Origin of the sequence: Pseudomonas gozinkensis, from assembly GCF_014863585.1 — a bacterium.
Taxonomy (GTDB): domain Bacteria; phylum Pseudomonadota; class Gammaproteobacteria; order Pseudomonadales; family Pseudomonadaceae; genus Aquipseudomonas; species Aquipseudomonas gozinkensis.
Genome location: NZ_CP062253.1, coordinates 2,309,530 through 2,332,039 on the forward strand (window position 1 = coordinate 2,309,530; position 22,510 = coordinate 2,332,039).

Here is a 22,510-nt window from a genome sequence, read left to right on the forward strand (position 1 = left end):
CATGAACCTCGGCCGCGTCCTCGCCCTGATCCTGCTCGCTGGCGTCAGCCTCGGCGCGGCCGCGTTGCCGCTGACCGATGAAGAAAGTGCCGGCAAGCGCCTGTACCGCGAAGGCCTGTCCGCCAGCGGCGAGCCGATCATGGCGCGGGTCGGCGCGGCGGACGTGTTGCTGCCAGCCACCAGCCTGCCGTGCGCCAACTGCCACGGCGCCGACGGCCTCGGCCGGCCCGAAGGCGGGGTGCGTCCGCCGGAGCTCAACTGGTCGCGGCTGACCAGCATTCACGGCCAGCAACAGGTCAACGGCCGCAACTACCCGGCCTACAGCGACAGCAGTCTGGCGCGGGTGATCCAGCAGGGCCGCGACCCCGGCAACAATCGCCTCGACCCGAGCATGCCGCGCTTCCTGCTGTCAATGAAGGATCAGCGCAATCTCACGGCGTACCTCAAGCGTCTGGCCGATGACCGCGATCCGGGGCTCGATGACCAGACCTTGCACCTGGGCACCTTGCTGCCCAGCCAGGGGCCGCTGGCCGAGGAGGGCGCAACCATCGCGGCAGTGCTCAGCGGCAGCGTTGCGCGGATCAATCAGGCCGGTGGCATTCACGGCCGGCAGTTGCGCCTGACCGTGGCCGATCCCGGCCCGGATCGCGCCAGCGCCGAACAGGCCCTGCAACGGCTGATCGAGGAAGAGAAAGTCTTCGCCCTGATCGCACCGCTGGCCCCGGCGCTGGACAGCGAACTGGCGCCGCGTCTGGAGCAGTCCGGTGTGCCGCTGATCGGGGCCCTGTCGCTGCTCGGCCCGGTGCAGGCCAGCCCGCAGATTTTCGAACCGCTGCCGGGCCTGCGCGAGCAACTGATCGCGCTGGCCGACTACGCCACCGCCAGTTTGCGGGTGCTGCAAGGGCCAACGCTGATTGCTTATCCCGATGACCCGGCGCAAGTGCTGGCGGCGCAGACACTTGGCCGCTACCTACAGGATCACGGCTGGCAAAAAGTCCGTTTGCAGGCCTACGACCCGGCGGCGGACAGCTTGCCGCTGGGCTCGCGTTCGGTGTTTTACCTGGGCAGCGGCGGTGGTTTCAGTCGGCTGGCGACCGGATTGCAGAATGCCGGGCAGGTGCCGTACCTGTTTGCCGCATCGAGCCAGGTGGCGGGGGATTTGTTGCAGGTGCCGGAGGGTTTTTCCCGGCGGGTGTTTCTGGCGTATCCGTTCGTGCCCAGCGACTGGACCCAGGCCGGGCGCATGGCGCTGACGCTGTTGCGCGAGCATCAAGGCCTCGGCGCCCAGCACGCGGTGCTGCAAGTCGGCGCCTACGCCTCCATGCTGTTGTTCAGCGAAGGCATGAAGCAGGCCGGCCGCGACGCCAGCCGCGAAAAACTGGTGGCGGCCCTCGAAGGCCTGCACGACTTCGACACCGGCCTGACCCCGCGCCTGAGCTTCGGCCCCGGCCGACGATTGGGTCTGAGCGGGGCGCACGTGGTTACCGTTGACTTGCCCGACCAGCGTTTTTATCTGGTCGCTCCCTACAAACCGATTATTGCCACGCCCTGACCGGAGGCCCTGATCATGAAGCTCAAAACCCTGTGTTGGCTGCTGACAGGCTGGTTGTCGGTGGGAGTGGCGAACAATGAACCGGTGGCCGCCCGGGTCAACGGCGAGGCGATTTCCGAGTTTCGCCTGGAGCGCTTTTTCGCCGAGTACCTGGAAGATCAGGGCCGCGCCGTGGCGAGCATCCGCAACCCCAAGGCCTATAAACAACTGCGTCAGGCCGCGCTGGATACGCTGATTGACAAGGAATTGCTCTGGCAGGAATCGCGCAAGCGCGGGGTGAAAATCGATGCGCAAGCCGTGCGCGAACAGGTCGAACAGACCCGCACCGCCATCGGCGGCACCGATAAATTTCTCCAGCGTTTGCAGGACGCCGGTTTCGACGAGGCCTCGTTCACCGAGTACACCCACCGCGAACTGGCGGCGCAGCGGATGTTCGCCGAGCTGACTAACGTCCAGGCTCCGGACGAGCAAGCGGTGCGTACGTTTTTTGAAGAACACCGCGCTGAAATGGGCGCGCCGGAGCAGGTCCGGGCCCGGCACATTCTGATCAAGGTTGCCGGCGATGCCGATGCCGCCACAGTTGAAGCGGCACGGCTACGCTTGGAGGAGTTGCGCACGGCTATCGCAGGGGGGCAAACCTTTGCTAGCGTCGCCCAATCGGGATCGGAAGATGTCACCGCCAGCCAGGGCGGGGACCTGGGGTATTTCGCCCGTGGACAGATGGTGCCGGCCTTTGAAGCGGCGGCGTTTGCCCTCAAGCCTGGCGAAGTCAGCACGGCGGTGCGCACACCGTTCGGCTGGCATTTGATTTTTGTCGAGAACCACAAGGAGGCGGCCGATGTCCCAGAGGAGCAAGGGCTGGAAACAGTCAGGGCATACCTCGCCCGACAGCAACAGACCCAGGCTCGTCGTCAGGTGCTCGCGCAGTTACGGGCAGAGAACAGGATCGAACGAATTGACGACGACTGAAGGTTCCCCCCCAATAGTGGGGAATGGCTTCGATGCCCATTCAGGTGCTTCCCCGTTTCTGGGGAACGGGGTGCCGGGACGAGCGGGCATTTCCATTCAATTCAAGGACATGAAGACAAAAAATTACCGGCACTTAGCCTGGCATGAAGTGTGCGTTACCTCTTGTGAGGCGCACTCCAGCGGGTTCAGTTTTCGGACTGGCGGGTTTCAAGGAGTTCACCTTGGTTAACAAAGTACTGGTTGTCGAAGACGAACAGCTGCTTGCACAGAACCTTCAGGATTATCTGTCGGCGCAAGGGCTGGAAGTCCGGATTGCACATGACGGCGCAGAAGGAATCGGCCTGGCCGAGACTTTCGCCCCCGACGTGCTGGTGTTCGATTACCGCTTGCCCGATATGGAAGGGTTCGAGGTGCTCGACGCGGTTCGCCAGAACAGGACGTGTCATTTCGTGCTGATAACGGGTCACCCGACCGCTGAAGTCTGTGAGCGGGCGCGGCAACTGGGGGTCAGTCACATCCTGTTCAAACCGTTTCCACTGGCGGAACTGGCCCGAGCTGTCTGCGACCTTCTGGGGATCCAGCGCGAAGCGAAACCCGGTGCGAGCCCATCCGAAGGCTTTGTCGAACGACGCCAGAGCAGGACCGAGAGCTTCCCGTTGCAGTTGTACGATGGCAGTTGGGTGCTGGCGGACCGCCGACGAAACCGGTCGGAGGCCATGGCACCGGACGACGATCAAATGCTCACCGGGGAGTAATGGCGCGATAGACGTTCCGGCACTCGCCGAATTCGCCTCCCGCGCCGTCAGGGCCTCAAGCCCCGGGTGTTGGAGAGCAAGCCATGGATCGTCTGTCCGTTGTCGTCGAACCGCTGTCGGTCAATCCTCCACAGGAGGCGCAGACCCCGCCACGCTTTTCCAGTGAGCAACTGGCCCAGGCCCGGGCACGGGCCACCACGTCCGGGGAACGGGTGCTCGATGCGCTGGCCGTGCTGTGCGAGCTGGCGCCGATGCCGTTCATTGCCAGTCTCGGCGCTACCCTGCATTACCCGGTGCTCGACACCGACACGCTGTTTCTGGCGACCCCGGTGTTCGACCGGGTCACCCTCGCGCAATGCCTCAAACGTGAATTCATCCTGCTGCGCCACAACGACGAAGTCATCGGCGTGTTCGCCGACCCCTTCGACACGTCGCGTCTGGCCTGGATCGACGAATGCCTGCACGGCGCGCCGCTGTATCTGGTGCACGCCGATGACCTCAAGGCCTACCTGGCCCGCCACGAAGAAAGCTTCCACGCGGTGGAATCGCTCAACGCCCAGGCCGACGCCGGCAGCGAGACCGACACCCTGCAAAGCCTGTCGCTGACCAGCATCAGCGAAGACTCGAGCGTGGTGGTGAAACTGGTCAACTCGACCCTGTACGACGCGCTGAAAATGCACGCCAGCGACATCCACCTTGGCACCACTGGTCAGGGCCTGGTGATCAAGTACCGGATCGACGGCGTGCTGAACAACATCGGCAAGATCCAGGGCAGCGAGTTCGCCGAGCAGGTGATCTCGCGGGTCAAGGTCATGGCCGAGCTGGACATCGGCGAAAAACGCGTACCGCAGGACGGTCGCTTCAAGATCGGTATCAGTGGCCGGCAGATCGACTTCCGGGTGTCGATCATGCCGAGCATCTTCGGCGAAGACGCGGTGCTGCGGGTGCTGGACAAACAGGACCTGGCCGACAAGGTCTGCGGCGTGCAACTGCAAGCGCTGGGCTTTGAAGACGAAACCCTGCGTCAACTGCGCCGTCTGGCTGCCGAACCCTACGGCATGGTGCTGGTGACCGGCCCCACCGGCAGCGGCAAGACCACCACGCTGTACGCGATGATCACCGAGATCAATCACGGCGTGGACAAGATCATCACCATCGAAGACCCGGTGGAATATCAGTTGCCCGGGGTGCTGCAAATCCCGGTCAACGAGAAAAAAGGCCTGACCTTCGCCCGCGGCCTGCGTTCGATCCTGCGTCACGACCCGGACAAGATCATGGTCGGCGAGATCCGCGACCCGGACACCGCCCAGATCGCCGTGCAATCGGCGCTCACCGGTCACCTCGTATTCACCACCATCCACGCCAACAACGTGTTCGACGTGATCGGTCGTTTTACCCAAATGGAAATCGACCCCTACAGCCTGGTCTCGGCGCTCAACGCGATCCTCGCCCAGCGTCTGATCCGGCTGGTGTGCAGCAGTTGCAGCACACCGGTCAACCCGAGCGATGAAGAGCTGCGCGCTTCGGGCCTCGACCCACAGAAAGTCGATCACTACCACTTTGTCCACGGCAAGGGCTGCGGCCACTGCCGGGGCAGCGGCTATCGCGGCCGCACGGCGATTGCCGAGCTGCTGCACCTGGACGACGAACTGCGCCAGATGATCGTAGAGCGCCAACCCATCACCCAGATCAAAGCCCTGGCCTGCGCCCGTGGTTTGCGCCTGTTGCGCGAATCGGCGCTGGAGCTGGTGGAGCACGGTCGGACCACGCTGGAGGAGATCAATCGTGTCACTTTTATCGCGTGATCAATTTATCGCCGTGCTCGGCGCCAGCGGTGTCGGCCTCGGCCAGCGCCGGGGCAGCGACACCCTGTGGCTGGGCAGCGTCGGCTACATCGACGAAGGCTTCCAGAGCTACGCGGTGGCGCTGGACACCCTCGACCGTCTGCTCGGCGAACACACCCGCGCTGGTGCCGAGCTGAGCGTGGTGATCTCCGGCCACTTCAGCCGCTTCTGCCTGGTGCCATGGAGCGAGCAGATCAGCAGCCCTGACGAACTGCGCGGCTTCGCCCAACTGTGCTTCGAAGACCTGTTCGGCGCCCCGACCCAACCGTGGAGCCTGGTGCTGTCGGCCGAGCCCGCCGGGCATGACCGGATTGCCAGTGCCTTGCCACAGGATTTGCTGGAACGCCTGCGCACGCTGGTCACGGGTCGCGGTCTGCGCCTGCGTTCGGTGCAGCCGTACCTGATGACCGCGTTCAACCGCTTCGACAAAAGCCTCGATGCCGGCGACTTCCTGTTCATCGTCGCCGAACCGCAACGCAGCGTGTTGCTGCTGGCAAGGGAAGGGCGCTGGTCGTCGGTGCGTTCGGTGGGCGGCAGCGACAGCGACGCGGCACTCAGCGCATTGATCGGTCGCGAACGGCAACTGCAAGCCTCCACCAGCGAACGCGCCTTCAACGTTTATCTGCACGCTCCGGCGCGCCTCGATGCGCAACCGGATGTGGCGGGCGTGCACCTGCGCACCCTCGAAGACAACTCGATGACCGTGCGTGACGCCTTGTACGTCATGTCCCGGGCGGTGGCCTGACATGCGCGCCTTGAACCTCGACTTCCAGCCTCGTCCGCGTTCCGGTCCATTGGGCTGGAGCCTGCTCGGCGGCGGTGTGTTGCTCGCGCTGGTGTGCTTCGGCGTGCAGCAGCACCTCGGCGAGCAGGCCGAGCAACAGCAAGGTCACTTGCAGCACACCCAACGCCAGCTCACCGGCGACAGCGGCGCCAAGACAACGCTGAGCCCGGCGGAAACCCGCGAGCAGGCGCAGAACCTCGCCGAAATGCGCAAGGTCTCGCAGCAACTGCGCCGCCCCTGGGAACGCCTGTTCGCCATGCTCGAAGCCATGCCGCGCGACGACATCGCCTTGCTGACGCTGACCCCGGATGCACGCAAGGGCCAGGTACGGATCAGCGCCGAAGCCCGTGATCTGCAAGCGATGCTGGATTTTCACAAACGGCTGGAGGCCAGTGACGAGCTGTCCGACGTGTCGCTGCTGAGCCACGAAATCGTCGTCAAATCGCCGGAGCAACCGGTGCAATTCAATCTGTCGGCGACCTGGGAGATAGGCGATGCGAATCCCTAGACTGATCGTTCACGAATACCTGCAAGGCCTCGGCGTACCGGGCCTGGCCGGTCTGGCGCTGCTGCTGGTCACGCTGGCCTGGGCACTCGGCGGTTTGCTGCCGGGCTGGCAGTCGCTGCAACAGCTCAGCCAACAAACCCAGGAAGCCACCGAATACCTGGCCAAGGTCGAGGACGGCAGCATCGCGCCGCCCGTGGTGCCGCAACGTCAGCTCGATGATTTTCGCAACAAGCTGCCGGCCCAGCCGCAAGCCACCGTCGCCATCGACCGCATCTACGCCCTGGCCGCGCAAGAGCACATCACCCTGGCGCGCGGCGAATACGCCCTCGGTGTCGATCCCAAGACCCATCTGGCGCGCTACCAGATCCTGTTGCCGGTGCGTGGCAGCTACCCGCAACTGCGCCGCTTCCTGCACGCCTTGCTCGGCCAGTTGCCGGCGGTGGTGGTGGAAGACGTCGAGTTTCAACGCAAGAAGATTGCCGACACCGACCTCAGCGGCCGGATCCGTATGACCCTCTACCTGTCGAGGTCGTGATGGACACCAAACGCATAACCGGCTGGGTGGCCTTCTTCGGCGTGGCGGCGGCGCTGGCCTGGTTGCCGGAATATTTCTCGCCGAGCGACGAAGCGGATTCGACCGAGGTTGCCGTGGCCAGCCCGGCGAAAGCCACCGCCCGTGGCGCGTTGCCCGCCAGCAGCGCCAAGGCCAATGCGGCGCCGATCAAGGACCTGAGCCCGGCCGGCGACCTGTTTGCGAGCAAATCCTGGAAGGCCGCGCCAACCCTGGCGACGGTCACCGAACAAGCGATCAACCCGACCCCGGTGGTGCAAGCCCCGAGCCTGCCACCGGTGCCGTTCCAGTTCGTCGGCAGGCTGCATGACCGCAGCGACCTGCAGGTGTTCTTGCAGGACGGCGAGAAAATCTACGTCGTGCGCAGCGGGGATGTGATCGACGACACCTGGAAGATTGCGGCGATTTCCGATGTGGAACTGAGCCTGGTCTACCTGCCTTTGCATTTGTCGCAGACCTTGTCTGTGGGGAGTACGCAATGAACAGATCCCGTTTGCTGATGAGCCTCGGCCTGTGTGCCGGGCTGGCCGCGTGCAGTTCCGCGCAGGTCGCCAACAAGGAAGCCGCCGACCTGATCGATCAGGGGCAGTACGAGGCGGGCCTGGCCCGGATCGAGGAAGGCTTGCGGGAAAACCCGCGCGACACCGAGCTGCACCTGCTGCTCAACAGCGGTCGCGCCAAGGCAATCACCGCGCTGCTGACCTCCGGCGACACCGACCGCGCCCGCCGCGATTTCGCTTCGGCCCGCACCGCCTACAGCCGGGTGCTGACCATCGAGCCGAACAACCGTCGCGCCCAGGATGCCCTGCGCCAGCTCGACTACCTGCGCAGCATGGACGAGAAGCTGGAACTGGCCCGTGGCGACCTGCGCCGGGGCGATATCTACGGTGCCGACCGCCAGGTCAAACAGATCCTCGAACTCGACCCGAAAAACGATGGCGCGCTGGAACTGCAAGGCAACATCCGTCTGGTGCAGAGCCGCAACGTGGTCCAGTACCCGCAACTGCGCACCCGGCTTGATCGTCCGGTGACCCTGGAGTTTCGTGACGCCAACCTCAAGACCATTTTCGAAGTGCTGTCGCAGGTCGCCGGCCTCAATTTCATCTTCGACAAGGACCTGCGCCCGGACATGAAAGCCACGATCTTCGTGCGTGACGTGCGCATCGAAGACGCCGTGCAACTGCTGCTGCAACAGAATCAGCTGCACCAGAAAGTGGTGAACGAAAACACCTTGCTGATCTTTCCGGACTCGCCGCAGAAGCTCAAGGATTACCAAGAGCTGGTGATGCGCACCTTCTACCTGACCAGCATCGACGCCAACACCGCGCTGAACATGATCAAGACCATGCTCAAGACCCGCGACGTGTTCGTCGACGAACGCCTGAACACCCTGACCATGCGCGACACCGAAGACGCCGTGCGCATGGCCGAGAAACTGCTGCAATCGCAAGACCAGTCCAACCCCGAAGTGGTGCTGGAAGTGGAAGTGATGGAAGTCGCCACCCAGCGGATTCTCGATCTGGGCCTGCAATGGCCGAACACCTTCGGCGTGGTCAACAGTGACGGTTCGGCGGTGACCATTCTCGATCAACTGAAAGGCATCAACTCCAGCCGGATTTCTATCACCCCATCGCCGCAAGCCAAGATCAATGCCCAGGACAACGACATCAACACTCTGGCCAGCCCGGTGATCCGCGTCAGCAACCGCGAACAGGCGCGCATCCACATCGGTCAGCGCGTGCCGATCATCAGCGCCACGTCGGTGCCGTCGACCCAGGGCCCGGTGATCACCGAAAGCGTCACCTACCTCGACGTCGGTCTGAAGCTCGAAGTGCAACCGACCGTGCATCTGAACAACGAAGTGGCGATCAAGATTGCCCTGGAAGTGAGTAACGCCACGCCGCTGGAGCCGACTCGCCAGGGGACGATTCCGGTGCAGGTCGATACCCGCAACGCCCAGACTTCACTGCGCCTGCATGACGGCGAAACCCAGATCCTCGCCGGCCTGATGCGCAACGACCACGGCGCCACCGGCAACAAGATTCCGGGCCTCGGCGACATTCCCGGTCTGGGCCGGTTGTTCGGCAGCAACAAGGACACCATCGGCAAATCGGAACTGGTGCTCTCGATCACCCCTCGGATCGTGCGCAACCTGCCGTACCAGAGCCCGTCTGACATGGAATTCCCGACCGGTACCGAAACCAGCATGCACATCCAGGCGCCGGACCGTTCGCAAACCTACTCGATGCCAGCGCCTGCCGCGCAGCCTCGTGCAGTCGGTGAAGCGGCCGTGGCAACCACTCACGTTACCGTCGAGAAGCCTTGATCATGAACGCCTCCCAGCGCGGTTTTACCTTGATCGAAGTCGTGGTGACGCTGGCCCTGATCGGCCTGCTGGCCGGCATGGCCGCGCCGCTGACCGAGACCCTGGTACGGCGTGGCAAGGAGCAGGAACTGCGCACCGCGCTGTATCAGATTCGCGATGGCATCGACGCCTACAAGCGTGCCTTCGATGCCGGCTACATCGAGAAATCCCTGAACAGCAGCGGCTATCCGCCGAACCTGAAAGTGCTGGTCGAAGGCGTGCGCGACGTGCGCAGCGCCAAGGGTGCGAAGTTCTACTTTCTGCGCCGGATACCGCGGGATCCGCTGGTGCCGGCCAAGCGTGACGACAACGGCGGTTGGGGCCTGCGGGCCTACAACAGTTCGGCCCAGAACCCGCGCGATGGCGAGGACGTGTTCGACGTCTACTCCCACGCCAGGGGCCGTGGCCTCAACGGCATCGCGTACCGCGAGTGGTGATTCTCATGCGCCGGGAAAAGGGTTTTACCTTGCTCGAGCTGATGGTGGTGATGGCGATCATCGCGACCCTTATGACCATCGCCTTGCCGCGCTACTTCAACAGTCTCGAGGCCTCGAAAGAGACCACGTTGCACCAGAGCCTGTCGGCCATGCGCGAGGCGCTGGATCACTACTACGGCGACACCGGGCGCTACCCCGATTCCATCGAACAACTGGTGGAGATGCGTTACCTGCGCAATGCGCCGCTGGACCCGATCACCGAACGCAATGATCAATGGGTGCTGATCGCACCGCCGGACGGCGTGGCGGGCGGCGTTGCCGACATCAAGAGCGGAGCTACCGGGAGGGCGCGTGATGGCAGCCAGTATTCCGAGTGGTAAGCACGTGGAGCAGGGTGGGTTCACCTACCTGGGCGTGCTGTTCCTGATCGTGATCATGGGCATGGGCCTGGCCAGTGCCGGCGAGTTGTGGTCGACCGTGTCGCGCCGCGATCGCGAGAAGCAACTGCTGTGGGTCGGCACCCAGTACGCCCAGGCGCTGCGCAGCTACTACCGCAGTTCGCCGGGCCTGGCGCAGTACCCGAAAGAACTGGTCGACCTGCTGCAGGACGAACGTTTTCCGGAAGCCCGTCACCATCTGCGCCAGCTCTATCCGGACCCGATCGGCGGCGGCGAATGGGCACTGCAACGGGGTTTCGACGGACGCATCACCGGCATCAACAGTGCCTCCACCGAGTTGCCGTTGAAGCAGGCGGACTTCCCGTCGCAGTGGTCGGATTTCGAAGGCATGCAGCGTTATTCGGACTGGCAGTTCGTGGCTGAAAAAGCCTTTCTCGATGGCACCGGCCCTGGCAACGGGGCCCCGGTCAAAGGCCAGTCGGCACTGCCGCAGGCGTTGCAGCCATGAGCCGCCACGTGTGGTGCGCGTTGATCCTCGCGGCCGTGGCGTCTTTCGCCAGCGCCAGCGAGGAAGACGAAATGATGGGCTTCATCGTCGACGACACGATCTCGCACATCGGCCACGACTTTTACTACTCGTTCAGCGAACGCCTGCGCGACACCAGCCGCATGGATTTCAACCTGGTGGTGCGCGAGCGCCCCGACGCGCGCTGGGGGAGCCTGGTGACCGTCGAGTATCAACAACGCCTGGTGTATCGGCGCTTCCTGCCGCCGAACACCGTGGAACTGAAGGACGAGGCCTACGAGGCCGCCGACTCGGTTCGACTGGAGGTCGTCCGGCGCAAGCTGGAAGCCCTGTTGCAGGACACCACCGACCTTGAGAAGGACGAACTATGAACACGACAACGTTCTCACGGCGCAGCGGATTCTGGATCTCGGGGTTGTTGATCGGGCTTGCCAGCGCCGCTGCCGTCCAGGCCACCGAACTGGTCTACACGCCGGTCAACCCGTCGTTCGGCGGCAACCCGCTCAACGGCACCTGGCTGCTCAACAACGCCCAGGCGCAAAACGACCACGACGATCCGGATCTCAAGAAGCGTTCGACGGTGGCCGGTACGTCGGCACTCGAACGCTTCACCAGTCAATTGCAGTCGAGGTTGCTGGGGCAACTGCTGGACAACATCTCCACCGGCAACACGGGGAGCCTGTCCACCGACGCTTTTATCGTCAACGTCGTTGATGACTCGGAGGCCCTCACGATTGAAGTGACGGACCGAGCGAGCGGCGAAGTTTCCGAAATTCAGGTGAACGGCCTCAACCCATGACGGGATGACGGTTCCGGGGAGCGATGGACATGAAAAAAATAATTGCGCTAGGGCTGATGTTGGCAGCATTACAAGGGTGCAGTCTGCGCGAGCCGATGCCGGCCGAGCAGGACACCGATACCCCGACCCTGACCCCCAGGGCCTCGACCTACTACGACTTGCTGAAAATGCCGCGACCCAAGGGCCGGCTGATGGCGGTGGTGTACGGCTTCCGTGACCAGACCGGGCAGTACAAACCGACGCCGGCCAGTTCCTTTTCCACCAGCGTCACCCAGGGCGCGGCGTCGATGCTGATGGACGCGATGCAGGCCAGCGGCTGGTTTGTGGTGCTCGAACGCGAGGGGCTGCAGAACCTGCTGACTGAACGCAAGATCATTCGGGCTTCGCAGAAGAAGCCCAATACGCCGGTGAACATTCAGGGCGAGCTGCCACCGCTGCAGGCGGCGAACATGATGCTCGAGGGCGGGATCATCGCTTACGACACCAACGTGCGCAGCGGTGGGGAAGGAGCGCGGTATCTGGGGATCGATCTGTCCCGCGAGTATCGGGTTGACCAGGTTACTGTGAATTTGCGGGCGGTGGATGTGCGTAGCGGGCAGGTGTTGGCGAATGTGATGACCAGCAAGACGATTTATTCGGTAGCGCGCAGCGCGGGGATTTTCAAGTTTATCGAGTTCAAGAAGTTGCTTGAGGCTGAGGTCGGGTATACGACTAATGAGCCGGCCCAGTTGTGTGTGTTGTCGGCGATCGAGGCGGCGGTGGGGCATATGGTGGCGCAGGGGATTGAGCGGCATCTTTGGCAGGTGGCGGGGGATGCTTCTACGCCTGGGCAGGATGATGTCTTGAACCGGTACCTGACTCAGAACAAGGTTGATCCGGAGGCCGAGTGAACTTGGCGGCCTTTGGGCCGACCAGGTTCTGGTTGATGTATCCGGTTCAAATTGTGGGAGCCAGCCTGCTGGCGATGGCTATTTTTCAGACGCGGGCGTTATTGCGAATGTACCCGGAACCCTGTGGGAGCTGGCTTGCCAGCGATGGCGCCCGGTCAGTCGATGGGGGGCTTTCTGGCTGGGTACATATCCATTTCTGCGGTAACGGCTGCTTAGGGTTTCGCCCTGACGGCGACTCACTTTTTTGACAAACGCCCGGAGTGCCGGCCCAGTCAAAAAGTAAGCAAAAAAAGGCTTGCTCCTACGTTCGGCCCGCTCGCTGAGGCTCGGGGTTCCTTCGCTCCGGGATTCATCCGGGGGGCATCGCCTACGGTTTGCTTCGCTGCACCTCCTCTCGATGCATGCGGCTTCGCCGCACGGTCGCTGCGCTCCCACCCCCGGATAAATCCCTCCACTCAGCCTTCCGAAGGGGCCGGCACGTCAAGAGCGGTACTCGAGCTAACGCTCATTGTGTTGAGTGGTGAGGGGCAAGAGCAAAATCAGGAGCTGGAGTGTTTGGCTCCTGCTTTTCTGTGGGAGCGAGCTTGCTCGCGATGGCGGCCTGATAGCCGATCGATTACTTTCGGATGTACGTGAGCCTAGTGCGGTAGCGAGCGTCCGCACTCGATTGATCGTTCCCACGCTCCGCGTGGGAATGCAGCCCGGGACGCTCCGCGTTCCATTTTCGAATGTTTAAAAGTTGTTTCGGTTTTGTCGATCCTTCCCACAAGGTTTTCAGGTTGTCCGTCGGAAGCGCGGGCTCTAGCCTGTTTCGGTCGCTGCCAATTCAGCGATCGGGATTGGAAACCCCGACTAGAACCGAGCGCACAAGCGCTTTTCATAACGTATGCTTGCGCACCTTGAAAAGTGTGCACTCCGTTATGGCGGCTGTGCGCGGGAGACCTTCGGGTCAACCGGGTTCTCCGTTCCCCGGGTTTCCAGCCTGCGTACAGCTGCCACCCCTTCGTTCGGAAACCGAATGGGCCAGCTTCATTTCAGGATCGGAGATTCACCATGTTCAAACCAACACCAAACCCACCCGAAAACGAAGCCAACCTCGAAACCGACCCAACCTCCCCATACACCTCCACCCACTCCAGAAAACTCCACGAAGCCGCCGAACGCGCCCTCGATCATTACCTCTGCCCCGGCGCCCACATCATGGGCAGCGTCAACGAACCCGCCCCGATGTACCTCGCCAACCCGGCCTACAACACCGAATCCCTGCTCGCCAACGCCAGCGAATCCCTGGGCTCGGCCAGCGAGATGCTCAACAACTTCGCCGCCACCCTCGACCCCGCCCACCGCAAGACCGCCCTGGGCATCGCGCAGATCCTCATGCTGGGTGAACTGGCCGTAAATCAGGCCTTGGATCACGTCGAACTGAAGGGCTGATCCAGCACATCCCCAATAAAAAACGCGGCCCAGTAATGGGTCGCGTTTTTCACATTCAAACTGGAGTCACCATGGATCTCCTGATCTCCACCATCGTTTCAGACTTCGAAAGCGAAGAGCAGGCCGCCAGCTACGACCGCTGGTTGATTGCCAAAATACAGGCTTCAATCGATGACCCACGACCCAGCATTCCGAATGCGCAGGTGATGGCTGAAATGTCGGCCCTGATGGAGGAAAAACGAAGAAAGCATGAGGCGAGGTAAGTGCTTTGCGTTGCAGACGGCAAGAAGGCTCAAGCCGCTATAAATCGCATATTTCACCTCAATTAGCTGAGTACTGAGATACAAAAAAACCGTACCTCCATGGGAAGCACGGTTTTGGGTGTTGAGACGAGGACGGGATCTTAACTGGGGTCGCGTCGAGGGTATTCCTGACGCGCATGCAAGATGCTCACAATCTCAATTCGGTCCGCCACTTGATAAACGACGAGATAGTTCGGGCTAACCACAATCTCCCGAGTGCCGGGAGAGCGACCTTTGCGATACAGGTGTGGATGCCAAGGAAGCGCAGATGTAGTTTTTACGACTGGCTTGTGAAGTGCTGTCGCCGCCACAAAATTTCGCTCGCCAATGTACTTCAGTATTTTCGAGAGTTCGACCCGAGCCTTGGGTCGCCACTTAATCTGCATCAGCGCTTTTGCGCATTGATTCCATCAAGGCGTTTATTTCCGCTATCACTTGCTCATGGGGAATACTCGGACGCGGATCATCGAGAGAGGCCTGTACTTCGGCGCGAAACCAACGGTCATAACTCGCAGCCTGCTCCTCAGGAGCAAGATCCGAAACAACCGGGCACAGTGGGTCGATCAAAGACGGGTCGATCATGGAACCTCCGGGTTTGGTGCCTGGAAGTCTATTCGGTAACGGTATCGCTGTCGTCGCTGTCTGGATGAATTGCATGTTGGCCAAGCTCCATGGTGATCAAGTTGTCCCGGCAAATCCTAGAGCCTGCACTTCCGACGGCCAACCGCCAGAATTCGTCAGAAAACTCCCCGAATTTCTGAAAACGTTCCGTTTTCCGTAGGACGTCACTCAAGCGTCAGCGCAAAAAAAACCGCGACCTCAAGATCGCGGTTTTCCAACACCCAACACTTACTGCTGCAATACCGTCGCCTGGTTAGCCGACCCGAACTGCTGAATGGTCGCGGTCTGCGTCATCCCGCTCTGATCCACGTTCGCAATGTTCCCGGTCCCGCCCTGGGTCACATACGCCACGTTCATGGTGTCAGCCTGTTTCACGGTGATCATGTTGTCGCTGCCATACAGCTGCGCGGTGTAGGCCTGGTTGCCGGTTCCGGATTGATCGAATTCGGCGCTGTTGCCCGAGCCGTTCGATGAGCCCTGAACCAGGTTGGTGGTGCCGCGCTGGTCGGCGATGAGGATGTTGTCGCTGCCGTTCTGATCGAAGTACAGCTCGTTGTAGGAATCAGCCTGGCTGACCGTGGTTTTGTTGCCGGTGCCGGTCTGGTTGGTGGTCATGATGTGGCCGATGCCGTCCTGTTTGAAGCTGGCGATGTTGCCGTTGCCGGCCTGGGTGACGGTGGCGCGCTGGCTGCTGCCGAACTGGCCGCCCAGTTGCGGGCCTTTCCAGTTGCTGGCGTAGACCTTGTTGTCGTTGCCCACCGAGGTGGCGTTGAGGGTGTGGCTGTCGCCGTTCTGGTAGGTGAAATGCACGTTGCCGTTGCCGACCTGGTACAGCGCCAGGGTCGAGTTGACCGACTCGAACTGGTCGGCATAGATGGCGTTGGTGTTGCCGACCTGGGTGACGGCGGCGGTGTTGTTTTCGCCGAAGCTTTGGTCGACCACGGTTTCGTTACTATCGCCGTACTGATTGACGGTGGCCTGGCTGGCCAGTTGCGAGTCTTGCCAGATTTCGGTGCCGTTGAGGTTGCCGAACTGGTTGATGGTGATGTTGCCGCCGGTGCCGTTGCGCTGGTCGCCATAGGCGTAGTTGTTTTCGCCGGCCTGGTTGATGCCGATCTGGCCGCCGTTGTGCAGCACTTGTTCGGCGGTGCCGTAGTTGGCGGTGCCGTACTGGGTGATCACCGAGCTGTTGCCGGTGCCTTCATACAGTTGCTCGATGTTGGCCTCGTTGCTGTCGCCGAACTGGAAGGTCTTGCCTTCGCTGCCGTTCTGCGAGTCCTGGTAGACGAATGAGAAGTTGCCGGTGCCTTGCTGTTGTTGCAGGGCCTGGTTGCCGGCGCCGAAGCCGAGGGACTGGCTGGCGTGGGCGGTGTTGAAGGCGCCGGTCTGTTGTTGGGTGATGGTGCTGTTGTCTTCGAACAGCTGCTCGGCGTAACCGGCGTTGTAATCGCCGACCGCGTCCTGGGTGATGACGCTGGTGGCGGTGTCCTGCACGGCGGCGGCATCGTTGCCCTGGCCCAGTTGGGTCTGGGTGGCGGTGCTGAACGGCGCCTGCGTCTGCTTGACGTTGGCGATGTTGGCGGTGCCGAGCTGGCTCTGGGTGGAAATGCTGTCGTCGGCCATCGCCTGGGCACTGATCATGACCAGGATGGCGGCGGTGAGGGGCGTCAGTTTGAACATGATGAACTCTCCGATGATTGCAGTGCTTAGCGATATTGCTTGACCGAAACGCTCATGCCGTTGCCCGACTGGGTCACGGCGCTTTGCAGCCCCGTGCCGGCCTGCTCGATGCTGGCGTCGTTGTTGTTGCCGTTTTGCGAAATCTGCGCACGGTTGTGGCTGCCGGTTTGCGTGATGGAAGCGGCGTTGCCGGAGCCGTTTTGCGTGATCAAGGCCATCAGGTCGCTGCCTTGTTGCAGGATGTACGCCTCCTGATTGCTTCCCGACTGCACGATCTTGCCCAGCAGCGACTGACCGTTCTGCGAGAGCAGCGCCAGGTTGACCTGGCCGTTCTGGTCGATCAGGGCTTGCTGGCCCACGGGGGGCGGCAGTTCGCCGAGATCGGCGCTGTTGGGCGCCAGATCATCGTTTTCCATCAGGTCGTCGGCGCGCACGCCCGCACTGACGCACAGGGCGAGCAGGCAAAGCAGGGCGGCGGTCGGCGTGTTCATGGCGTTGTCCTGTGGTGTTTTGTGTTGCTCAAACCTGAAATCGTGGCTGAGTCAGCCCCACCCACCCCGCGCCAGGCGGTGTGGGTCGGGTGGGGCGTGGGCTCAGAGCGTGGTCACCGAGATGGTGCGAACGGTGCCCTGGGACGAACGGATGGTGGCGGTCGGGTTGGCTGATGGCACGACCGTCGTGTTGTTCAGCGTCAGCCGCCAGCGTCCGGTGACCGGAACCGTCGTCGTGCCGAGGGTGACCAATCCGGTCGGGGTGGTGACCTGCACGGTGATGGTGTTGCCGGTGGTCACCGACGAGGTGCCGGCGAAGTCCCAGTTGAAGCGTCCGCCGGAACGGGCCTGTACGGTCGAGGTGGTGATCGTGAAGGTTTCCGCCGCTGGCCGTGGCGACACTTGCACCGTGACGGTCGCCGGCGTCGACTGGGCGCCGAAGCTGTCCCGGGCGATGTAGGTGAAGGTCGTGGTGAAAGCCGTGGTCACGGTGGCCGGTGGGGTGTAGGTGATCACCGTGCCGTCAGTGCTGACCGTGCCGCGCCCTGCCGGCGGTTGGGTCAGGCTGGCGACGCCCAGCGGCGTGTTGCCTTCCGGATCGGTGTCGTTGGCCAGGACGTTGATCGGGATCGCGACACCCAGGGTGGCGACGCTGTCGGCGACGGCGGTCGGTGGCCGGTTGGGCGCGACGGTAATCGTCACGGTCGCCGGGTTGGCCGAGGCCAGGCCTTTGCTGTCTTGCGCCTTGTAGGTGAAGGTCGTGGTCAGCGGTGTCGTCACCACGGCTGGCGGGGTGTAGACCACCGAGGTGGTGCCGCTCAGCGCCACAGTTCCCTGGCCGGCGGCCGGTTGAGTCAGCGCGGTAATGGTCAGCGGCACGTTGTTGTCCGGGTCGCTGTCGTTGGTCAACAGGCTGAGGGTGATCGGCACACCGAAGCTGGTGCTGCCAGTGTCGGCGACGGCCAGCGGTGCCTGGTTTTCACCGGTGTCCGGTGCTGCACCGACCACCACGACGGGCTCGGTGTCGCTGCCGCCAGCGGCGGATTTGACCGTGACGGTGGCCGGAGGCTGAGTCAGGTCGGCGACGGTGATTTTTTGCAGAGTCCCGGTTTTCGACAGGCGTCCGTAACCCTGGGCAACCATGTCCGGCACCGCGACCTCATCGGTCGAGGTGGCTTCGATCAGCAGGCTGTGATTGGCCCAGCTGTAGCGGGCGGTCTGGATTTTCACCACGTCGGTGAGCTTGGCCGAGACGGCGGTCGGACGGGTAGTGCCGGCGGGGTTGGTCGCGGTCACGACCACCACCGACGGCAGGGTGCCGGTGCCCAGGCGCTGGCCGAAGAACAGCCCGTTGTTGTCACCCAGCAGACTGGTCTGGCACGGCGTCGGCGGCGGGCCAGGCAGCAGCGCCAGGGTTTCGCGGAAGCACAGGGTCGAGCTGCTGTCAGCCTTGGCGAATACCTCGGCGCGCACACCGGCCGAGGTCCGGCGATAGGTGGCGCGGTCGATGGCGACGTGGGTCTGTTGACGGTTATCGAGCACCTTGCCGGCGACGGTGAACAGGTTGGTCTGAATCGAGCCTGCGCCCGACGGACCATCGATCCGCAGGAAGTTGGTGTTGAACGGGCTGCCGGTCACCGCTTCGGTGAGGTTCGGGTCGCCGACGAAGGTTTCGATGCCGCCGGTGTCCGGGTTCACTTCGGTGTACGGGCCGTTGATGCTGCGCAGGAACGGGCCGATGGCGCCGTTGAGCGCACCGCTGAAGTTGCCCGGCGCGCCGATGCCTATGTCCTTGGTGATGTTGATCGCCCGCCGGCCCGGTGTGGTGACGTTGACGGTTTCAACACCGTACGGGTGGGTGATGGTGTAGGTGCCGGCCACCGGGACGTTCACCCGGATACGGATCCGCGCGAAGCTTTGCTGATCGCCATCGACCGGATTCTCTGAGGCGAACGCCGCTTCGATCCCGGCGACGTAGGCGTCCACACCGAAACCGGCGCCGTTGTTCGGGATATTGGTTTCAGCCAGGAACCAGAAAGCTTCCGGTGGCCAGTTGTCGGGGAACACCATCGGCAGGGTGTCATCGAACACGCCCGGTTCCGGCAGCAGGGTGCACATGTACGCCGGCGGGGTGCTGACCGGCACCCGCGAACTGGCGGCGCGCGACTGGCAGAGCTCCATCGACAGCAGGTTGTTGTCCTGGTACCACATCGGGAATTTCCCGGTGGCGAAGGTGTAGGGGCCGGGATCGACGGCGGCCAGTTGCGCGAACGCACTGCCGGTCAGCGAGATTGTCAGCCCGAGCGCGTTGAGCGCGAAGCGTGGCCACTTGTTCATGATGCCTCCTGATGCGGATCTGGGCATGTGAGCGTTCATTGCACGATGACCACTTCTTCGGTATCGCTGCCGCCGTTGGACGACGTCACCCGAACCTTGGCCGGTGGTATCGGCGTGATCCCGGTGGCCAGGGTTTTCACCGCGCCATCACCGCCCAGCGCACCGATGGTGGCGCCGGTGCCGGAGGTGGCGGTGAGCACCGGCGGCGAAGTTTCGTCGCTGGTCGAGGCCACCACGGTCAATTGCCCGGAACTGAGGCTGTACTCGGCGCGCTGGATCACCACCAGGTCGGTCAGGGTCATGGGCAGGGTGGTCGGCGAGCTGGTGGCGATCGCCAGGTGGTTGTCGGCGGTAACCTGCAGCACGGTCGGCAAGGTCGGGTTGACCGCCGATTGCGCGTACCAGCTGCCGGTGCTGTCGGCTTCTTTCATGTTCACCACGGGCGTGCTGCTGGTGATGGCGGCAGTGCCCGGCGCTGGCGGGGCCTGGACGAACACGTCTTGCTGGGCCACCGGCGCACTGTCGCCGGGTTTGCGCGAGTAGGTGCTGCGCTGCGGAATCAGCGGGGTCGGCCGCACCACTGTCGACAACTTGCCGGACACGGCGAAGGTCGTGGTGCGCAGGTCAATGCCGCCCGGGCCTTCGATGCGCACGTAGTTGGTGTTGAACGGGCTGCCGGTCACGGCTTCGTTGAGGTTCGGGTCGCCGACAAACTGCTCGGCCGCGCCGCTCACCGGGTTGGTCTCGGTGTAGGGCCCGTTGACGCTGCGCAGGAACGGACCGATATCGCCCTTGAGCGCGCCGTCGTAGGTTTTCGGAGTGCCGATGCCGATGTCGCGGGTCATGTTGATCGCGCGGCGACCGGGGGTGTCGACGTTGAACACATCGACACCGTAGGGGTGGGTGATGACGTAGGTACCAGCGGTCGGCACATCCACGCGAATGCGGATCCGCGCAAAGCTGACCTGATCGCCTTCCACCGGCTCTTCGGCGGCGAACGCGGCTTCGACGGCACTCACATAACCGAGATTGATTCCGCGCGCGGCATCCACCAGCGAGGTCTCGCCGGTGAACCAGAACGCTTCATCGGGGAAGTTGGTGGGGAACACGATCGGTTGCGTGTCATCGAACACGCCGGGGGTCGGCAGCAGCGAGCACATGTACGACGGGGCGCCCGGTGTGCTCGGCACGCGGGAGCTGAGTGCTTTGGACAGGCACAGATCCAGGGTGCGACCGTGGGTGTCCTGATACCAGCTGGCGAAACCGCCATTGGCCGGCGTGTAGGGACCCGGGTCGACGGCGAACAGAGCGGCCTGGGCAATGCCCTGGGCCAAGGCGCTCACGACCAGGACGGTCGCGGTTTTGGACAGTAAAGGGTGCATGAGTTAATCCCTCTATCAAAGTACCTGCCCCTTGGGGATGGGTCAGTTGCAGAGGGCTTTACAACTTCCATACCAACGACGGACCAACCGGCCGCAAACGCCCGTGGTGCAAGGCTTGGCGGCTTGGCGTGGGGGGAAAGGGCGCAAGCCCGGATAGGGCGACTGTCCCCAGCATTGGGGATTGTGGGGGCGGGCGCTGCACTGAACTCTGTGGGAGCTGGCTTGCCAGCGATGGCGGACTTCCAGTGCCCAAAGTAGTGACTGACACGACGCCATCGCTGGCAAGCCAGCTCCCACAGGGTTTTGTGGTTATCCGGGGGGCTTGTGGGGCACCCGCATCCGGGCAAACACCCAACCGTGGGCTATAACCCTATAGGGACGTATCGGGAAGTCGCCGCCATGAACATGCAGTCAAAAACGCTACCGATCGAGGAGGGCAGCCAGCGGCTGAACTCGCGCAAGCAGCCGTTCAACCTGTTGCGCTGGTTTTCATTGATCAGCATGGCAGTGATCGGCACCGTGGCCGTGGCGCTCGGGGCGGTGTCGACACGGTTCGTGATCGAGGAAAGCGTACAGCGCGATGCCTTGCTGACCGCACAATTCATTCAGGCGATTGCGGCGGCTGAAGTGCGCCACGTTTCGATCCCCAATGTCCGCACCATGGGCGAACTGCTCGACCCGCGCCAGGACAAGGACTTTCCCGACGTCGACCCGGCGGCCCGGGCCAGCGCCCGGGGCGAATTTCTCGATCACATCGAACACCTGCCGGATGTGATTCTCGCCAACATCTATGCGCCGGACCGGACCGTGATCTGGTCGACCAACCCCGCGCTGGTCAACACCCGCATCCATGCCGACGAAGACCTCGACCGGGCGTTCGATGAAAAGATCCCGGTGTCGGCCAGCTATCACGACGTCGACAAGGGCCGTGAAGAACAGAAGTTCGTGGTACCGCCGGAATACATCTTCATCGAAAACTACATCCCGCTGTTCGACGCCGAGGGCAAGAATGTCACGGCGATGGTCGAGATCTATAAAGAGCCCAAAGACCTGATTGCCCGCATGGAGCGCGGCCTGACGCTGATCTGGCTGGCCACCGCATTGGGCGGCGGACTGATTTACCTGGGGCTGTACTGGATCGTGCGGCGCGCGGCGATCCTGCTGGCAGCCCAGCAAAAACAACTGATCGCCAACGAAACCTTTGTCGCGCTGGGCGAGATGTCTTCGGCGGTGGCCCACAGCCTGCGCAACCCGCTGGCAACCATCCGCTCCAGTGCCGAACTGGCGCTGGAGTTCGACGCAGGGCCGGCGCAGAAGAACATCAAGGACATCATCGGCCAGGTCGACCGCATGTCGAAGTGGGTGCGCGAGCTGCTGCAATCACTGCGACCGCTCAATGACGACCCCGAACCGGTGAACCTGGTGGCATCGCTGCACGACAGCCTGATGGCGTTCGAGCAACAGATCGCCAAGGCTGGCGTGCATGTGGTGTTTCATCCCCAGCAGACGCCGATGGTGCTGAGCCAGCCGGTGCAGCTCACGCAAATCCTCAACAGTCTGCTGGCCAATGCGCTCGAGGCGATGGACAAGGGCGGCACGTTGACCGTCACCCTTGAGCCGGCCGACAGCCATGGGGTCAGCGTGGTGCTCAGCGACACCGGCAAAGGCATGAACGAAGAGCAGCGCAGCATGGCGTTCCGGCCGTTCTTCACCACCAAGCAGGGCGGCCTCGGCGTGGGGCTGGTGCTGGTCAAACGGATCATGGAACGCTTCGGCGGTGGCGTGACGTTGAACAGTCGCGAAGGTGAGGGCACCACCGTTCGTCTGGCCTTTCAGCTCGTCCAGTAGATTGGGGTGAACTTCCC

24 protein-coding genes are annotated in these 22,510 nt (G+C 62.9%); 18 read left to right on the forward strand and 6 right to left on the reverse strand.

Annotation, left to right across the window (positions count from 1 at the left end):
* Position 1: 1 nt before the first annotated feature.
* From IHQ43_RS10320 to relB (IHQ43_RS10400), 17 genes are all read left to right on the forward strand, one after another.
* The gene (locus IHQ43_RS10320) at positions 2–1,552 is read left to right on the forward strand and encodes an ABC transporter substrate-binding protein (protein ID WP_192564243.1); all 1,551 of its coding nucleotides are present in this window, start codon (positions 2–4) and stop codon (positions 1,550–1,552) included.
* Between the two features lie 15 nt (positions 1,553–1,567).
* On the forward strand, positions 1,568–2,521 hold the full coding sequence (locus IHQ43_RS10325) for a peptidylprolyl isomerase (protein ID WP_192564244.1): 954 nt from the start codon (positions 1,568–1,570) through the stop codon (positions 2,519–2,521).
* A gap of 221 nt (positions 2,522–2,742) precedes the next feature.
* Positions 2,743–3,276 carry a response regulator gene (locus IHQ43_RS10330; RefSeq protein ID WP_007956122.1) on the forward strand — a complete coding sequence of 178 codons (534 nt, stop codon included), beginning with the start codon at positions 2,743–2,745 and terminating at the stop codon, positions 3,274–3,276.
* Positions 3,277–3,359: 83 nt separating this feature from the next.
* Positions 3,360–5,081: a GspE/PulE family protein gene (locus IHQ43_RS10335; protein ID WP_011333429.1), complete on the forward strand. Its 1,722-nt coding sequence runs from the start codon at positions 3,360–3,362 to the stop codon at positions 5,079–5,081.
* Positions 5,062–5,865, forward strand: a complete 804-nt coding sequence (locus IHQ43_RS10340; protein WP_085607712.1) for a hypothetical protein — start codon at positions 5,062–5,064, stop codon at positions 5,863–5,865. The genes IHQ43_RS10335 and IHQ43_RS10340 overlap by 20 nt, the downstream gene beginning before the upstream one ends.
* A gap of 1 nt (position 5,866) precedes the next feature.
* Complete coding sequence (locus tag IHQ43_RS10345; protein ID WP_192564245.1) at positions 5,867–6,412, forward strand: PilN domain-containing protein; 546 nt, start codon at positions 5,867–5,869, stop codon at positions 6,410–6,412.
* Positions 6,399–6,947 carry a GspMb/PilO family protein gene (locus IHQ43_RS10350; RefSeq protein WP_011333432.1) on the forward strand — a complete coding sequence of 183 codons (549 nt, stop codon included), beginning with the start codon at positions 6,399–6,401 and terminating at the stop codon, positions 6,945–6,947. The genes IHQ43_RS10345 and IHQ43_RS10350 overlap by 14 nt, the downstream gene beginning before the upstream one ends.
* On the forward strand, positions 6,947–7,465 hold the full coding sequence (locus IHQ43_RS10355; protein WP_192564246.1) for a hypothetical protein: 519 nt from the start codon (positions 6,947–6,949) through the stop codon (positions 7,463–7,465). The genes IHQ43_RS10350 and IHQ43_RS10355 overlap by 1 nt, the downstream gene beginning before the upstream one ends.
* On the forward strand, positions 7,462–9,309 hold the full coding sequence (locus tag IHQ43_RS10360; RefSeq protein ID WP_192564247.1) for a secretin N-terminal domain-containing protein: 1,848 nt from the start codon (positions 7,462–7,464) through the stop codon (positions 9,307–9,309). Before IHQ43_RS10355 ends, IHQ43_RS10360 begins: the two co-directional genes overlap by 4 nt.
* Before the next feature lie 2 nt (positions 9,310–9,311).
* The gene (locus IHQ43_RS10365) at positions 9,312–9,785 is read left to right on the forward strand and encodes a type II secretion system protein (protein WP_192564248.1); all 474 of its coding nucleotides are present in this window, start codon (positions 9,312–9,314) and stop codon (positions 9,783–9,785) included.
* Positions 9,786–9,790: 5 nt separating this feature from the next.
* Positions 9,791–10,165: a type II secretion system protein gene (locus tag IHQ43_RS10370; protein ID WP_011333435.1), complete on the forward strand. Its 375-nt coding sequence runs from the start codon at positions 9,791–9,793 to the stop codon at positions 10,163–10,165.
* A complete protein-coding gene (locus tag IHQ43_RS10375; protein WP_192564249.1) occupies positions 10,140–10,691 on the forward strand; it encodes a type II secretion system protein in 552 nt (183 codons plus the stop codon). Before IHQ43_RS10370 ends, IHQ43_RS10375 begins: the two co-directional genes overlap by 26 nt.
* Positions 10,688–11,080, forward strand: coding sequence for a curli production assembly/transport protein CsgE (csgE, locus tag IHQ43_RS10380; protein ID WP_039769043.1), 393 nt, complete (start codon positions 10,688–10,690; stop codon positions 11,078–11,080). The genes IHQ43_RS10375 and csgE overlap by 4 nt, the downstream gene beginning before the upstream one ends.
* Positions 11,077–11,508 carry a curli assembly protein CsgF gene (locus IHQ43_RS10385; protein WP_192564250.1) on the forward strand — a complete coding sequence of 144 codons (432 nt, stop codon included), beginning with the start codon at positions 11,077–11,079 and terminating at the stop codon, positions 11,506–11,508. Before csgE ends, IHQ43_RS10385 begins: the two co-directional genes overlap by 4 nt.
* A 29-nt stretch (positions 11,509–11,537) precedes the next feature.
* A complete protein-coding gene (locus IHQ43_RS10390) occupies positions 11,538–12,398 on the forward strand; it encodes a CsgG/HfaB family protein (protein ID WP_115077264.1) in 861 nt (286 codons plus the stop codon).
* Positions 12,399–13,451: 1,053 nt separating this feature from the next.
* A complete protein-coding gene (locus IHQ43_RS10395) occupies positions 13,452–13,832 on the forward strand; it encodes a DUF6124 family protein (protein ID WP_192564251.1) in 381 nt (126 codons plus the stop codon).
* Positions 13,833–13,903: 71 nt separating this feature from the next.
* Entirely contained in the window at positions 13,904–14,095 is a 192-nt protein-coding gene (gene relB, locus IHQ43_RS10400; protein WP_192564252.1) for a type II toxin-antitoxin system RelB family antitoxin, read from the forward strand.
* A gap of 140 nt (positions 14,096–14,235) precedes the next feature.
* On the opposite strand, the gene IHQ43_RS10405 is transcribed toward relB (IHQ43_RS10400), so the two are convergent.
* The 6 genes from IHQ43_RS10405 to IHQ43_RS10430 all read right to left on the reverse strand — a co-directional run bounded on the left by IHQ43_RS10405 (position 14,236) and on the right by IHQ43_RS10430 (position 20,645).
* Positions 14,236–14,520: a type II toxin-antitoxin system RelE/ParE family toxin gene (locus IHQ43_RS10405; protein ID WP_192564253.1), complete on the reverse strand. Its 285-nt coding sequence runs from the start codon at positions 14,518–14,520 to the stop codon at positions 14,236–14,238.
* Entirely contained in the window at positions 14,510–14,716 is a 207-nt protein-coding gene (gene relB / locus IHQ43_RS10410; RefSeq protein ID WP_192564254.1) for a type II toxin-antitoxin system RelB family antitoxin, read from the reverse strand. The genes IHQ43_RS10405 and relB (IHQ43_RS10410) overlap by 11 nt, the downstream gene beginning before the upstream one ends.
* Before the next feature lie 267 nt (positions 14,717–14,983).
* Entirely contained in the window at positions 14,984–16,435 is a 1,452-nt protein-coding gene (locus IHQ43_RS10415; RefSeq protein ID WP_192564255.1) for a curlin, read from the reverse strand.
* A 26-nt stretch (positions 16,436–16,461) separates the two neighbouring features.
* Positions 16,462–16,926, reverse strand: a complete 465-nt coding sequence (locus IHQ43_RS10420) for a curlin (protein WP_007956150.1) — start codon at positions 16,924–16,926, stop codon at positions 16,462–16,464.
* A gap of 102 nt (positions 16,927–17,028) precedes the next feature.
* On the reverse strand, positions 17,029–19,263 hold the full coding sequence (locus IHQ43_RS10425) for an Ig-like domain-containing protein (RefSeq protein ID WP_192564256.1): 2,235 nt from the start codon (positions 19,261–19,263) through the stop codon (positions 17,029–17,031).
* A gap of 35 nt (positions 19,264–19,298) precedes the next feature.
* Entirely contained in the window at positions 19,299–20,645 is a 1,347-nt protein-coding gene (locus IHQ43_RS10430; RefSeq protein ID WP_192564257.1) for a hypothetical protein, read from the reverse strand.
* Positions 20,646–21,044: 399 nt separating this feature from the next.
* Between IHQ43_RS10430 and IHQ43_RS10435 the strand changes: the two genes are divergently transcribed.
* The gene (locus IHQ43_RS10435; protein WP_192564258.1) at positions 21,045–22,493 is read left to right on the forward strand and encodes a sensor histidine kinase; all 1,449 of its coding nucleotides are present in this window, start codon (positions 21,045–21,047) and stop codon (positions 22,491–22,493) included.
* The last annotated feature ends 17 nt before the right edge of the window (positions 22,494–22,510 follow it).

Excerpts from the sequence above, each read along its gene's own strand:
- IHQ43_RS10325 (WP_192564244.1), top strand. The coding sequence starts at position 1,568 with ATGAAGCTCAAAACCCTGTGTTGGCTGCTGACAGGCTGGTTGTCGGTG.
- IHQ43_RS10405 (WP_192564253.1), bottom strand. The coding sequence starts at position 14,520 with ATGCAGATTAAGTGGCGACCCAAGGCTCGGGTCGAACTCTCGAAAATA.
- IHQ43_RS10345 (WP_192564245.1), top strand. The coding sequence starts at position 5,867 with ATGCGCGCCTTGAACCTCGACTTCCAGCCTCGTCCGCGTTCCGGTCCA.
- IHQ43_RS10375 (WP_192564249.1), top strand. The coding sequence starts at position 10,140 with ATGGCAGCCAGTATTCCGAGTGGTAAGCACGTGGAGCAGGGTGGGTTC.
- IHQ43_RS10320 (WP_192564243.1), top strand. The coding sequence starts at position 2 with ATGAACCTCGGCCGCGTCCTCGCCCTGATCCTGCTCGCTGGCGTCAGC.
- IHQ43_RS10350 (WP_011333432.1), top strand. The coding sequence starts at position 6,399 with ATGCGAATCCCTAGACTGATCGTTCACGAATACCTGCAAGGCCTCGGC.
- IHQ43_RS10365 (WP_192564248.1), top strand. The coding sequence starts at position 9,312 with ATGAACGCCTCCCAGCGCGGTTTTACCTTGATCGAAGTCGTGGTGACG.
- IHQ43_RS10415 (WP_192564255.1), bottom strand. The coding sequence starts at position 16,435 with ATGTTCAAACTGACGCCCCTCACCGCCGCCATCCTGGTCATGATCAGT.
- IHQ43_RS10395 (WP_192564251.1), top strand. The coding sequence starts at position 13,452 with ATGTTCAAACCAACACCAAACCCACCCGAAAACGAAGCCAACCTCGAA.
- IHQ43_RS10390 (WP_115077264.1), top strand. The coding sequence starts at position 11,538 with ATGAAAAAAATAATTGCGCTAGGGCTGATGTTGGCAGCATTACAAGGG.
- IHQ43_RS10425 (WP_192564256.1), bottom strand. The coding sequence starts at position 19,263 with ATGAACAAGTGGCCACGCTTCGCGCTCAACGCGCTCGGGCTGACAATC.
- IHQ43_RS10335 (WP_011333429.1), top strand. The coding sequence starts at position 3,360 with ATGGATCGTCTGTCCGTTGTCGTCGAACCGCTGTCGGTCAATCCTCCA.
- relB (WP_192564252.1), top strand. The coding sequence starts at position 13,904 with ATGGATCTCCTGATCTCCACCATCGTTTCAGACTTCGAAAGCGAAGAG.
- IHQ43_RS10435 (WP_192564258.1), top strand. The coding sequence starts at position 21,045 with ATGAACATGCAGTCAAAAACGCTACCGATCGAGGAGGGCAGCCAGCGG.
- IHQ43_RS10355 (WP_192564246.1), top strand. The coding sequence starts at position 6,947 with ATGGACACCAAACGCATAACCGGCTGGGTGGCCTTCTTCGGCGTGGCG.
- relB (WP_192564254.1), bottom strand. The coding sequence starts at position 14,716 with ATGATCGACCCGTCTTTGATCGACCCACTGTGCCCGGTTGTTTCGGAT.
- IHQ43_RS10385 (WP_192564250.1), top strand. The coding sequence starts at position 11,077 with ATGAACACGACAACGTTCTCACGGCGCAGCGGATTCTGGATCTCGGGG.
- csgE (WP_039769043.1), top strand. The coding sequence starts at position 10,688 with ATGAGCCGCCACGTGTGGTGCGCGTTGATCCTCGCGGCCGTGGCGTCT.
- IHQ43_RS10420 (WP_007956150.1), bottom strand. The coding sequence starts at position 16,926 with ATGAACACGCCGACCGCCGCCCTGCTTTGCCTGCTCGCCCTGTGCGTC.
- IHQ43_RS10360 (WP_192564247.1), top strand. The coding sequence starts at position 7,462 with ATGAACAGATCCCGTTTGCTGATGAGCCTCGGCCTGTGTGCCGGGCTG.
- IHQ43_RS10370 (WP_011333435.1), top strand. The coding sequence starts at position 9,791 with ATGCGCCGGGAAAAGGGTTTTACCTTGCTCGAGCTGATGGTGGTGATG.
- IHQ43_RS10430 (WP_192564257.1), bottom strand. The coding sequence starts at position 20,645 with ATGCACCCTTTACTGTCCAAAACCGCGACCGTCCTGGTCGTGAGCGCC.